This window comes from Mycolicibacterium sphagni (genome assembly GCF_002250655.1).
Taxonomy (GTDB): Bacteria; Actinomycetota; Actinomycetes; order Mycobacteriales; family Mycobacteriaceae; genus Mycobacterium; species Mycobacterium sphagni.
This window is the reverse complement of sequence record NZ_NOZR01000020.1, coordinates 1-12,598: the sequence shown is the minus strand read 5'-3', so window position 1 is coordinate 12,598 and position 12,598 is coordinate 1. Positions and strand designations below refer to the sequence as shown.

General features: G+C 65.5%; 12 protein-coding genes. 6 read left to right on the top strand and 6 right to left on the bottom strand.

Annotated elements, in window-relative coordinates:
• Nucleotides 1–14 precede the first annotated feature (14 nt).
• Nucleotides 15–2,210, top strand: coding sequence for a 1,4-alpha-glucan branching protein GlgB (glgB, locus tag CG716_RS20900; protein WP_094483035.1), 2,196 nt, complete (start codon nt 15–17; stop codon nt 2,208–2,210).
• Between the two features lie 3 nt (nt 2,211–2,213).
• On the opposite strand, the gene CG716_RS20895 is transcribed toward glgB, so the two are convergent.
• Genes CG716_RS20895 through CG716_RS20885 form a run of 3 tightly spaced genes read right to left on the bottom strand, consistent with a single transcriptional unit; the run spans nt 2,214 to nt 4,730 of the window.
• Nucleotides 2,214–3,110, bottom strand: coding sequence for a tetratricopeptide repeat protein (locus CG716_RS20895; protein WP_094483034.1), 897 nt, complete (start codon nt 3,108–3,110; stop codon nt 2,214–2,216).
• 13 nt (nt 3,111–3,123) lie between these two features.
• Nucleotides 3,124–3,498, bottom strand: coding sequence for a DUF3817 domain-containing protein (locus tag CG716_RS20890; RefSeq protein WP_094483033.1), 375 nt, complete (start codon nt 3,496–3,498; stop codon nt 3,124–3,126).
• 50 nt (nt 3,499–3,548) lie between these two features.
• A complete protein-coding gene (locus tag CG716_RS20885; protein WP_094483032.1) occupies nt 3,549–4,730 on the bottom strand; it encodes an acetyl-CoA C-acetyltransferase in 1,182 nt (393 codons plus the stop codon).
• Between the two features lie 93 nt (nt 4,731–4,823).
• On the opposite strand from CG716_RS20885, the gene mce reads away from it, so the two are divergent.
• Nucleotides 4,824–5,294: a methylmalonyl-CoA epimerase gene (mce, locus tag CG716_RS20880; RefSeq protein ID WP_094483031.1), complete on the top strand. Its 471-nt coding sequence runs from the start codon at nt 4,824–4,826 to the stop codon at nt 5,292–5,294.
• Between the two features lie 103 nt (nt 5,295–5,397).
• On the opposite strand, the gene CG716_RS30850 is transcribed toward mce, so the two are convergent.
• On the bottom strand, nt 5,398–5,691 hold the full coding sequence (locus CG716_RS30850; protein WP_094483030.1) for an Rv1322 family protein: 294 nt from the start codon (nt 5,689–5,691) through the stop codon (nt 5,398–5,400).
• The gene (gene nucS / locus CG716_RS20870) at nt 5,691–6,365 is read right to left on the bottom strand and encodes an endonuclease NucS (RefSeq protein WP_094483029.1); all 675 of its coding nucleotides are present in this window, start codon (nt 6,363–6,365) and stop codon (nt 5,691–5,693) included. Before nucS ends, CG716_RS30850 begins: the two co-directional genes overlap by 1 nt.
• Nucleotides 6,366–6,414: 49 nt before the next feature.
• Here nucS and CG716_RS20865 point away from each other — a divergent pair, with 49 nt between their 5' ends.
• Both CG716_RS20865 and CG716_RS20860 read left to right on the top strand, forming a co-directional pair.
• Nucleotides 6,415–8,019 carry an adenylate/guanylate cyclase domain-containing protein gene (locus tag CG716_RS20865; protein ID WP_094483028.1) on the top strand — a complete coding sequence of 535 codons (1,605 nt, stop codon included), beginning with the start codon at nt 6,415–6,417 and terminating at the stop codon, nt 8,017–8,019.
• Nucleotides 8,020–8,155: 136 nt separating this feature from the next.
• A complete protein-coding gene (locus tag CG716_RS20860; protein ID WP_420093213.1) occupies nt 8,156–8,797 on the top strand; it encodes an HD domain-containing protein in 642 nt (213 codons plus the stop codon).
• Here CG716_RS20860 and CG716_RS20855 read toward each other — a convergent pair.
• Nucleotides 8,743–10,329: a methyltransferase regulatory domain-containing protein gene (locus CG716_RS20855; RefSeq protein WP_094483026.1), complete on the bottom strand. Its 1,587-nt coding sequence runs from the start codon at nt 10,327–10,329 to the stop codon at nt 8,743–8,745. The two genes, CG716_RS20860 and CG716_RS20855, sit on opposite strands and share 55 nt — an antisense overlap.
• 141 nt (nt 10,330–10,470) lie before the next feature.
• On the opposite strand from CG716_RS20855, the gene CG716_RS20850 reads away from it, so the two are divergent.
• A complete protein-coding gene (locus CG716_RS20850; protein WP_094483025.1) occupies nt 10,471–11,961 on the top strand; it encodes a DNA-3-methyladenine glycosylase 2 family protein in 1,491 nt (496 codons plus the stop codon).
• Entirely contained in the window at nt 11,961–12,467 is a 507-nt protein-coding gene (locus tag CG716_RS20845; RefSeq protein WP_094483137.1) for a methylated-DNA--[protein]-cysteine S-methyltransferase, read from the top strand. Before CG716_RS20850 ends, CG716_RS20845 begins: the two co-directional genes overlap by 1 nt.
• The last annotated feature ends 131 nt before the right edge of the window (nt 12,468–12,598 follow it).

Genomic DNA, 12,598 nt, shown 5'->3' with positions numbered 1-12,598 from the left:
AAGGAGCCTTGGCAATGACGAGAACGAACGGACTCGCCAGCCCACATCTGGCACCCGATCCCGGCGAGATCGCCCGGCTGGTCGCCGGCGTGCACCACAGCCCGCACAGCATTCTCGGCGCCCACGAGTACGACGACCACACGGTCATCCGCGTCCTCAAGCCGCATGCCGAAGAGGTGGTGGCGTTGGTCGGCGCCGAGCGTCACGCCATGTCGCACGTCGATTCCGGCGTGTTCGCGGTGGCCCTGCCGTTCACCAATTTGGCCGACTACCGCCTCGAGGTGACGTATCCGGGCGGGCACACCATCACCGTCGCCGACGGCTACCGTTTCCTGCCCACGCTGGGCGAGATGGACCTCTATCTTTTCGGTGAGGGACGCCACGAACGGTTGTGGGAGATCTTGGGCGCTCACCCAAGGTCGTTCAACACACCCGACGGCGTGGTGGAGGGTGTGTCGTTCGCGGTATGGGCGCCGAATGCCAAGGGCATCAACCTGATCGGTGAGTTCAATCACTGGGACGGCAACGACGCCCCGATGCGTGTGCTCGGGTCCTCGGGCGTGTGGGAGTTGTTCTGGCCCGGCTTCCCCGCCGACGGGCTGTACAAGTTCCGGGTCCACGGGGTCGACGGTTCGGTCATCGACCGGGCTGACCCGTTCGCCTTCGCGACGGAAGTCCCACCCCACACCGCCTCCCGGGTGTTCACCTCGGACTACACGTGGGACGACGCCGGCTGGATGACCCAGCGGGCGGCGCAGAACCCGGTGTTCGAACCGATGAGCACCTATGAGGTGCACCTCGGTTCGTGGCGGCCGGGCCTAAGCTATCGCGAGCTCGCCGAGCAGCTCACCGAATACGTTCTGGCCCAGGGTTTCACTCACGTCGAGTTTCTGCCGGTCGCCGAACACCCGTTCGGCGGCTCGTGGGGCTACCAGGTGACGTCGTACTACGCGCCGACGTCACGATTCGGGTCACCCGACGAGTTCCGGTTGCTGGTGGACGCTTTGCACCGGGCCGGCATCGGCGTGATCGTCGACTGGGTGCCCGCGCACTTCCCGAAAGACGCATGGGCCCTTGGCCGCTTTGACGGCACTCCGCTCTACGAGCACTCTGACCCGCACCGGGGCGAGCAACTCGATTGGGGTACCTATGTCTTCGACTTCGGCCGCGCCGAGGTCCGCAACTTCTTGGTGGCCAACGCCCTTTACTGGTTGCAGGAATTCCACATCGACGGCTTGCGGGTGGATGCGGTCGCGTCCATGCTCTACCTCGACTACTCCCGCCCGGCCGGCGGCTGGACGCCCAACATCTACGGCGGCAGGGAGAACCTCGAGGCGGTGCAGTTCCTGCAGGAGATGAACGCAACCGTCCACAAGATGGCGCCGGGCATCGTCACGATCGCCGAGGAGTCCACGTCGTGGCCCGGGGTGACTCGACCGACAAACCTTGGCGGGCTTGGCTTTTCGATGAAATGGAACATGGGCTGGATGCACGACACCCTGGACTACATCAGCCGCGATCCCATCTATCGCACCTATCACCATGGCGAGCTGACATTTTCGCTGCTCTACGCATTCAGCGAGAACTTCGTGCTGCCGATCAGCCACGACGAAGTGGTGCACGGCAAGGGCACGCTGTGGGGGCGCATGCCGGGCAACGACCACGTGAAAGCCGCCGGGCTGCGCAGCCTGCTGGCCTACCAGTGGGCCCATCCGGGCAAGCAATTGCTGTTCATGGGTCAGGAGTTCGGTCAGCGCGCGGAGTGGTCGGAGGAACGCGGGGTCGACTGGTATCAGCTCGACGAGAACAGCTATTCCGACGGGATCCTGCGATTCGTCGCCGATATCAACAGCCTCTACCGCACGCGGAGGGCGTTGTGGAGCCAGGACAGCCGCCCGGACGGCTATTCCTGGATCGACGCCAACGACTCGGCCAACAACGTGCTGAGTTTTTTACGCTACGGCGATGACGGCTCCGTGCTGGCGTGCGTGTTCAATTTCTCCGGCGCCGAGCACACCCGCTACCGGCTCGGCCTGCCGCACGCCGGCACCTGGCGCGAGGTGCTCAACAGCGACGCGACTATCTACAACGGTGCGGGGGCGGGCAACTTCGGTGCAGTCGAGGCCACCGATGACCCCTGGCATGGCCGGCCGGCGTCGGCGACGCTGGTACTGCCACCCACGTCCGCGATCTGGCTGGAACCCGCGTAGGCGTCAGTACAGCGCGTTGGCGAGGTTCCGCCGACCGCTGATCACATCGGGGTCGGCGGGGTCGAACAGCTCGAACAGTTCGATCAGCCGGGTGCGCACCTTGGTGCGGTCGTCGTCGGACGTCTTGCGCACCAACGCGATCAGCCGGTCGAACGCCGGAATCACATCCTGATTGAGGATCTGCACATCGGCCGCGGCGAAGGCGGCGTCGATGTCGTCGGGAGCGGCGTCAGAGACAGCCACCGCGTCGGGACCGTGGGCGGTGGCGCGCTCGAGGAAGGTCATCTGCCGCAGCGCGCCCTTGGCCTCGGCGTGCTGCGGATCGCCGTCGAGGATGGCCTGGTAGGCCGCCGCCGCGGCCGCGAAATCACCGTTCTCCAGAAGCTCACGGGCTTGCGTCAGCACTGGGTCGACGGGCGGCTCGTCTTCGGAATCGGCCCCGCCGGAGAGCTTCCCGGCCGTCGCCGACAACAGCGAGTCGACCCAACGGCGCAGCTGCTCAGGAGGCTGGGGACCTTGAAAGCTGGCCAGCGGCTGTCCCCCGGCAAGGGCCACCACCGTCGGCACGGCCTCGATGCCGAACATCTGGGCCACCCGCGGAACCACGTCGACGTTCACCGTGGCTAGCGACCACTTCCCGTTGTCGTCGGCGGCCAGCGCGCCGAGCGCCTCGGCCAGCTGTACCGAGGCGTCGCTGCGCGGCGACCAGAGGACCACGACAACCGGCACCTGACCGGAGCGGACCAGCACCTCGGCTTCAAAATTCGCCTCGGTGACCTCTAGACCACCGCTGGGGGCGGCGGCAGCGCCGCCCGCAGGCTGCTGGGCCCGCTGCTTGAGTACGGAGAGATCGACGGCACCGGCCATTGCGGGACCGATAGAAGGGCGTGGACGCGTCACGCTCCCAAGTCTGTCACGTCGTCGAGGGTGCCGAATCCAGTGGTTGAGAAGAAGCCTCAGAAGCCCCGGCAGCGCCTAATTTGGCCGTCCGATCAGCCCATATGAGGAAGATCACACTTCCGAGCGGCACGATGCTGCCCAGCAACGCCAGCAACCATGCGGCCACGCCCCACGAATAGGCGATCCCGGCCAGCAGCGCGGTGACGACGAACGCGATGAACACCAGCCCGTGCGCCATGCCGAAGACCTTGACGCCGATCTCGGTGCGCGGGCTGCCCAGGTACTTGAAATACATCCCGACCAGCAGCCCAACCCAGCTCACCGCTTCGGCCAACGCCACCAACCTGAACCGCCCAGCCGTGCTGCGGATATCAAAAGTGCTCGTCATGCCGCCATTGTGCCGCAGCGGCCAGCCAGCTACTACGCTGCGTCGTTGTTCTAGCCTGCGCGCAGGATCAGCGCATCACCCTGGCCACCCGCGCCGCAGAGCGCAGCCACGGCATAGCCCGAACCGCGCCTGGCGAGCTCGAGCGCCGCGTGCAGCGTGATGCGTGCACCCGACATGCCGATCGGGTGGCCGACTGCGATGGCGCCGCCGTTGCGGTTAACCCGCTCGGCGTCCACGCCGAGCTCACGGGTGGACGCGAGCGCGACCGCGGCGAAGGCCTCGTTGATCTCGATGACGTCGAGCTCGTCGAGGCTGATGCCCTCCCGCGCGACGGCCTTCTTGATCGCGTTGGCCGGCTGGGACTGCAGGGTGGAATCCGGACCGGCTACCACGCCGTGGGCACCGATCTCACACAGCCAGGTCAGGCCCAGTTCCTGCGCCTTGGCCTTGTTCATCACCACGACGGCACAACCGCCATCGGAGATTTGGGACGCCGAACCGGCGGTGATGGTGCCGTCCTTGCGGAACGCGGGCTTGAGACTGGACAGCGACTCGGCGGTGGTATTGGCGCGGATGCCCTCGTCCTCGGCGAACTCGATCGGATCACCCTTGCGTTGCGGGATCTTGACCGGCACGACTTCGTCGGTGAATACCCCGTCTTTCCACGCTGCGGCGGCCTTCTGATGCGAGATCGCGGCGAACTCGTCCTGCTCAAGACGGGTGAACTTGTCCTCGTCGTTGCGCTGCTCGGTCAGCGCACCCATTGGCTGGTCGGTGAAGACGTCGTGCAGGCCGTCGTAGGCCATGTGGTCGAGCACGGTGACGTCGCCGTACTTGTAGCCCTCGCGGCTGTTGACCAGTAGGTGCGGCGCCTTGGTCATCGACTCCTGGCCGCCGGCAACGACGACGTCGAACTCACCGGCCCGGATCAGCTGGTCTGCCAGCGCGATCGAGTCGATCCCGGACAGGCACATCTTGTTGATGCTCAGGGCCGGCACATCCCAGCCGATGCCGGCGGCCACCGCCGACTGGCGGGCGGGCATCTGGCCGGCGCCTGCGGTCAGCACCTGGCCCATGATCACGTACTCGACGAGCGACGCGGGCACGTTGGCCTTCTCCAGCGCCGCCGTGATGGCGATCGCGCCGAGGTCGCTGCCCGAGAAATCCTTGAGCGAACCCATCAGTTTGCCGATGGGAGTGCGTGCTCCAGCAACGATCACCGACGTCGTCATAACTACCTCCAAGAGCGTTTCGAGCCGCTTCGATGCGGCTATTCACGGATCCCGCAGTAGTTGAATCCGATCTGATTAGGTTACCTTTGCGTTATGACCGCCGAGCAAGTTGACGCCCGTCCAGTCCTGGCAGGTTCGCTCGTCACCGCTGTCGACCATGTCGGCATCGCCGTGCCGGATCTCGACGCGGCGATCCAGTGGTACCACGAGCACCTGGGCATGATCCTGGTGCACGAGGAAATCAACGAGGACCAGGGCATTCGCGAGGCCATGCTGTCGCTGAAGAACGCGTCCGCCGACTGCGCCCAACTCCAGCTGATGGCCCCCCTCGACGAGACGTCGACGATCGCCAAGTTCATCGACAAGCGCGGCCCCGGCATCCAGCAGATGGCCTACCGCGTCAGCGATCTTGACGCCATTTCCGAACAGTTGCGCGACCAAGGTGTTCGGCTGATCTACGACGCACCGCGGCGTGGCACTGCGAACTCGCGTATCAACTTCATCCACCCCAAGGATGCCGGTGGCGTCCTGGTGGAACTCGTCGAGCCTGCTAGCGCGCACTGAGACTCGCACGCTCGTCCCAACGTCGCCTAACCCCGTCGCCGGCCGACCGTTGAGCGAGTCGCCCGTCGACTAAACCCACCCGGATCGCGGTCCTGCGAATCGTCTAGGACCACCGTCGGGTCGGACCGCGGTTGCTGCGGTTGGCCCAGCACGGCGTATGCCAGTGTCGCCGGTCTTCGCCGCCGCTTGAGTCATCCACCCGCCACGCCACCACATGTGCTGTGCCCGATCGGATTTCGTGATCACATCCAGGGCACCGATAGTTCTTGACGGCACGCGCCCCCGGTACCGGCCGTACCTCGTAGTCGAACCCGTCGCTACCAACCTCGATGCGGCGCTGACCGGGCAGCGGCGGTAGATCGCCCCCTTTCGGGCGGTCCGGTCGGCGCCGGGGCATCAGAAGAGCCGGAACTCGTCGCTGTCCATGCCCCGCATGACGTTGTAATCCAGAGTGAGACAACGTATCCCGCGATCCGTCGCCAGCGTGCGCGCCTGTGGCTTGATCTGCTGAGCGGCGAATACCCCACTGACGGGCGCGAGCAGGCTGTCCCGGTTGAGCAGCTCGAGGTAGCGGGTCAGCTGTTCGACACCGTCAATCTCGCCCCGGCGTTTGATCTCCACCGCCACCGTGCGGCCCTGGTCGTCGCGGCACAGGATGTCCACCGGGCCGATCGCGGTCATGAACTCGCGGCGAACCAGTGTGTAGCCGTCGCCGAGAAGCTCGATATGCTCGGCCAGCAATTCCTGTAGATGGGCTTCTACGCCGTCCTTCACCAGACCGGGATCGATCCCGAGTTCGTGGCTCGAGTCATGTTCGATGCTCTCGACTGTGATGCGTAGCTGCTCACCCGTCTTGTTCTCGACCACCCAGACGGGCAAAGAATCGTCCTTGATCTCCTCGACGAGCCAGCAGGGCGGGCTCATCCAGTTCAGCGGCTTGTAGGCGCGGTCATCCGCGTGCACACTGACCGAGCCGTCGGCCTTGATCAACAGCAGCCGGCGGGCAGAGGGCAGGTGGGCGGTGAGGCGACCGACGTAGTCGACGGTGCATTGAGCGATCACGAGGCGCACCGCACAAGCTTAGGGTCTGGCGCCCGCGACGAATTAGGCTGACGCCACCATGAGTTCCCACCCCAGCGTTGCGCAGCGGTTGGGCCGGGTTCTGGAACGGGTCACCCGGCAGAGCGGTCGGCTGGTCGGCACACCGGCCTACGGGTCACTGCTGCTGGGCAAGGTGACCGAAAGCCCGGGCCGTCGGCGGGTCCGGATCCAGACGCTGGTGACCGTGTCATTGCTGACGGTCAACCTCATCGGGATCCTGGTGGCGGCATTGCTTGTCACGGTGGCCTATCCAGTGCCCAGCGTGTTCACCGACGCGCCGCCCTGGCTCACGTGTGTCCTGGCGCCTTCCTATGCCGTGTTCGCGCTGGCGTTCGGCACCTGGTGGATCACCACCCGCACGGTCAACGACCTCCGATGGGCGGCCGAGGGACGCGCGCCGACCCGGGCCGATCAGCGCAACGCGTTCTTCACACCGTGGCGGGTCGCGCTGGCTCAGCTCACGCTCTGGGCGGTGGGCACCGTTGCGTTCACCATCTTGTACGGGCTGTACGACACCGACTTCATTCCCCGGCTCGCGCTCGCGGTGGGCTTCGCCGGCGTCTTGGTGTCCACCTTCGCCTATATGGCCACCGAGTTCGCGTTACGCCCAGTAGCCGCGCTGGCGCTGGCGGCCGGGCCGCCGCCGCATCGACTGGCGCCCGGGATCATGGGCCGCACGATGACGGTGTGGATGCTCGGCTCCGGTGTGCCGGTGATCGGCATCGGGCTGACCGCGCTGTTCTCGCTGATCCTGGAGAACCTCACCAAGACTCAATTGGAAGTCGCGATCCTCATCACGTCGGTCGCCACATTGGTGTTCGGGTTCATCCTGATGTGGATTCTGGCGTGGCTCATCGCAACTCCGGTACGGGCGGTGCGTTCGGCGCTCAAACGCGTCGAAGACGGGGATCTGAGCGCCAATCTCGTCGTGTTCGACGGCACCGAACTCGGTGAGCTACAAAGGGGTTTCAACTCCATGGTGACCGGGCTGCGGGAACGTGAGCGGGTCCGCGATCTGTTCGGCCGCCACGTCGGCCGCGAGGTCGCCGCCGCCGCAGAATTGCAACGGCCCACGCTCGGCGGCGAAGAGCGCCATGTAGCAGTGCTTTTCGTCGATATCGTCGGGTCGACTCAGCTGGTCAGCGCGCTGCCACCGATCCAGGTGGTCGAACTGCTGAACCGCTTCTTCGCGGTGATCGTCGACGAGGTCGACCGCCACCGCGGGCTGCTGAACAAGTTCGAAGGCGACGCGACGCTGGCGATCTTTGGTGCCCCCGTCACGCTGGACAACCCCGAAGGCGACGCGCTGGCCGCGGCACGCACGATTGTGAAGCGGCTCGAGCGGGAGGTCCCGGAATGCCCCGCCGGTATCGGCGTGGCGGCCGGGCAGGTGGTAGCCGGCAACGTGGGAGCCAACGAGCGCTTCGAATACACCGTCATCGGCGGACCGGTCAACGAGGCCGCACGCCTGTCGGAGCTGGCCAAAGCAGTCGACAGCCGGGTGCTGGCTTCGGCGGCGGCAGTCGAGAATGCCCCTGAGCAGGAGCGCGCCCGGTGGGTGATCGGCGACGCGGTGACACTGCGCGGCCACGACCAGCCGATCCGGCTGGCGGTACCCGCCTGAGCGGTGCGCCGTGGCCAGATCTGTGGGTTAGTCGACCTTTCAGCCACTGGTGTGTTCCGTTCGTGGTGGGCACTGTGGTGAGATGACCGATTGGGCCCAATGGAACTTGCCGGACTCTGATATCTGTTCAGCAGCAATGAAACTGGCGATTGACGTCTCCCCGGCATTCATCGCCAACCACTGCGTCCGCAGCTACCTGTTCGGACGCGAACTGGCCGCCGCCGACGGCCAGCGCGCCGGTGTCGACTACGACGACGAACTCGTCTTCCTCAGTTGCCTCCTACACGACCTGGGTGTAACCGCCCACGGCGGCGGAGATCAGCGCTTCGAGGTCGACGGAGCCGACGCCGCTGCCCGCTTCCTGCGTGAGCACGGCACCGGCGAGGTGTCAGTGCAGACCGTGTGGCAGACAATTGCGCTGCACACCAGCGCGGGACTGGCACACCGATTCGGTCCGGTTCAGGCGCTGTCACAACGTGGAATCGTGTTGGATATCAACGGGTTCGACAAGCACCGGGTATCGGCCGGCTTCGCCGAGCGAGTCCACGACACGTGGCCACGCCACGATCTCGGATACGCGATCGCCGAGGCCATCGCCCGCGACGCGCAGGTCAACCCGACGAAAGCTCCGCCGCTCTCGTTTCCCGCCCACCTGAATCAGCTGATCAACGATGCACCGGCGCCGACCTTCCTGGATCTGGTGGCCAACTCGGGCTGGGGTGATCAACCGCCACAGAGCCGCATCGTCGCCAATCGCTCAGGGAGCGTGTCGACCTGAGCGCGAAGCTCCTCGTCGTCGATCTCGATCTGGCCCCGACGGACAGCAGCCCGAAGCGCATCCAGGAGCTTGTCGCGCTCGAACTCGCCGCCCAGCAGCGGAAGAAGATGCCGATCGACGGCCGAGAGCGAAAACATTTCGTGCCAACGATTGAACGTCACCGCCTCGGCCTCTCCGCGGCCCAGTTCTGCCATGAGCCTGGACGGTTTGTCGATCCGTGCCGTCGAGGTCGAACCGATCGACACCGGGTCGAGGCGGTAACGCGCCGACCCGTTGAGGATCAGCACGGTCAGCAGGTCGTCGATGCGTGCCGCCAAGTCGTCACCGGCCGGATAGCCTGCGTCATCGAGACGAGTTGCGGTCTCCTGCTGCAGTTCTGCCCATGAAAGTGTCCCGGGCCAGCGCGAATTCAGTACGTCGAGCGCCACCTTGAGGGCCGGGTCACTGGTGAACACCATCGGTTCACCTGGCGCACCGAATGTTTGACGCGAGGTGTCCAGCGCGATTGTCCCGTCCACCGAAGGCATCCGCGCGGCGATATGTAGCCGCGGGTAACGTTGGCGATCAAGGTGATAGCGAATCTGCGGTGCGCACTCGGCGTTGATCAACAGCGATTGCCGGAAAGTGCGGTTGCTGACGAAGTCCAGACACTGCTCCAGTGCGAGTTGGCTATCCCCGCAGGCGTCGAGCAGTCGCTGTGCCACTTCGGTGCCGTAGTTTCCCGCGAACATCACCTGTAGTCGCGCTTCAGCCAGATAAATCAGGCCATGATCGTTGGCCCGCTCGACCATTTGCAGGAAGTAGCACGGTTCGTTAAAGGTGGATAGCTCGTCGTGCAACATGTAGTAGTCCCTGGCGGCGCCGACGGTGGTCTCGTAGTCGGCGAGCACCTTCGCCAATACCCCGTCGGCGGGAGCCACATCCCCGAGAAGGTCGATCAGGCCGCGCGCGTCTCGCACATCCTGATCGACGTCCGCCCCGCCGACGCCGAATAGCGTCATCGCGTCGCGCACGATTTCCTTGTTTTTCCAGCCCGGGTAGACGTTATAACTCAGGTAGGCAATTCCGTTGGGGGCCAACAGTTGCCGAATGATGGCCAGAATCGCATCAGCGACGGTCGTTGACACCCAGCTGTAGACGCCGTGGCAGATGATGTAGTCGAATTCACCGAACTCGGCGGTGTCGATCTGCGTCACATCGCCCACGCGCAAGTCGAGATTCGTCAGGCCGAGGTCCCGCACGCATTGTCGTCCGATCTCGATCTGCACCGGTGAGAGGTCGATCCCGACGACGCGGGCATCGGGATGAAAGGCCGCAAACGGCAGGAGGTTACTGCCTGTCGCGCAACCGATTTCCAGTACGCGTGCGGTGGCGACGTCAGGGACGCCGTCGAGCCCGAGCAGGTAGCCGGTGACGGCCAGGTGGCCAGGCGCCGACTGCGGATAGGAATGGAATCCGTACGGGGCGGAATCGTATTCGCTGCAGACCCGTTCGAGCGCGTCGTCCGTTGGGCGGCACTGTGGGCGGATCACGACAAGTAGCTAACGTTGCGAACATTGAGATTCACACCGCCAGGCCCTGTGTGTTTACCAAGACGCCATGCAGCGGACAGCATGACCACGATGTCGGTTTTCCGCTAGTACTGTCGGTGCCCGCGTGTAAGGGTTTGAGGTGTGCATGACGATTTCGACCACTGCTACCGGGCCGTCCAGTCCAGGGACTCCCGGTTCGACGGCTGGTTCGTCACCACGGTCCTGACCACCGGCATCTACTGCCGGCCCAGCTGCCCGGTGCGGCTGCCATTGGCCCGCAACGTGCGCTTCTACCCCAGCTCAGCGGCCGCGCAGCGGGCCGGCTTCCGGGCCTGCAAGCGATGCCGCCCCGATGCATCACCTGGGTCACCCGAGTGGAACGTCCGTGGTGACGCGGTCGCACGGGCGATGCGGCTGATCGCCGACGGCACCGTTGACCGGGAGGGCGTGGCGGGACTGGCCGCACAGGTGGGCTACACCACCCGCCAGCTCGAGCGCATGCTGCAGGCCGAGGTGGGCGCCGGGCCGCTGGCCCTGGCCCGTGCACAGCGAGTGCAGACGGCTCGGGTGCTCATCGAGACCACCGAGATGGCGTTCAGCGATATCGCGTTCGCCGCGGGGTTCGCCAGCATCCGACAGTTCAACGACACCATTCGGGCAGCATGCGACACCACCCCGACAGCACTGCGGCACAAGACTATCCACCGCGATCGGCACGACAGTGCACCGGGCGGGCAAGCGCTGTCCCTGCGGCTGCCCGTGCGGACGCCCTTCGCCTACGAAGGCGTGTTCGGGCACCTGGCGGCCGGCGCCGTGCCGGGCTGCGAAGAGGTGCACGACGGCGCCTTCCGCCGCACGCTGCGCCTGCCGTCGGGATATGGGGTGGTCAGCCTGACACCGCAGCCCGACCACGTCCGATGCACGCTGGTGCTCGAACAGGTCCGAGATCTGGCGACCGCGATCGCGCGGTGCCGCCGGTTGCTTGACCTTGACGCCGACCCGGAGGCGGTCATTGACGTGCTGAGCGCCGACGTCGACCTGCGGGAGCTGGTCGCCAAGGCACCCGGGCAGCGCATTCCGCGGACCGTCGACGAAGAAGAGCTGGCGATACGGGCCGTGCTCGGCCAGCAGGTGTCCACCAAGGCTGCGCGTACCCATGCCGGCCGGCTGGTCGGCGCCTACGGCAGCCCGGTGACCGATCCGCACGGCGGGCTGACCCACACCTTTCCCAGCGTCGCCCAGCTCTCCGCGATCGACCCGGCCCATCTCGCGATGCCAACGGCTCGACGACGGTCCCTAACCACGCTGATCGCGGCGCTGGATAGCGGTGAGCTGACGCTCAACCCCGGCTGCGACTGGGAGCAGGCTCGTCAGCAGCTGCTGGCGCTGCCCGGGATCGGGCCGTGGACGGCCGAGATCGTGGCTATGCGGGGGCTGGGCGATCCCGATGCCTTCCCTGCCAGCGATCTCGGTGTGCGCCTTGCGGCCGAACAGCTCGGCCTGGCCAGCGATGTGCGCGCGTTGACCACACGTAGTGCACGCTGGCGACCCTGGCGGTCATATGCCGTGCAGCATCTGTGGACAACCCTCGACCATTCCGTGAATCAGTGGCCGCCGAAGGAGACGATCTGATGACGACAATCCGGTACCGAATCATCGATAGCCCGGTGGGGCCGCTCACCCTGGCCGGCAGCGGATCGACACTGAGGCACCTGCGAATGGTGGATCAGACGCACGAGCCGGACCGATCCGATTGGCGGCCAGCCGACGACGAGCCCTTTTCCGAGGCCGTCGAGCAGTTGGCGGCTTACTTCGCCGGCGAACGCACCGAATTCGACCTCGAACTCGATCTCGGCGGCACTGAATTCCAACGCAAAGTCTGGGCCGCTCTTCGCACCATTCCGTACGGCGAGACGCGGTCCTATGGAGAAATCGCCGAACAAATCGGCTCACCGGGTGCTTCACGCGCGGTCGGATTGGCAAACGGCCGAAATCCAATCGGCATTATCGTGCCGTGCCATCGCGTTATCGGTTCCACCGGAAGTCTCACCGGATATGGCGGTGGAATTGACCGCAAACGCGCACTTCTGGCGCTGGAGAAAAGTCGAATACCTGCCGATCTTTCGCTATTCGACTAATACCCCATATACAAATGCCTGTGCCCCCCAATCGGAATTGGGGGGCACAGGTCTTAAATTGTGTTCGGCGGTGTCCTACTTTTCCACCCGTGTTGGGTAGTATCATCGGCGCTGGCAGGCTTAGCTTCCGG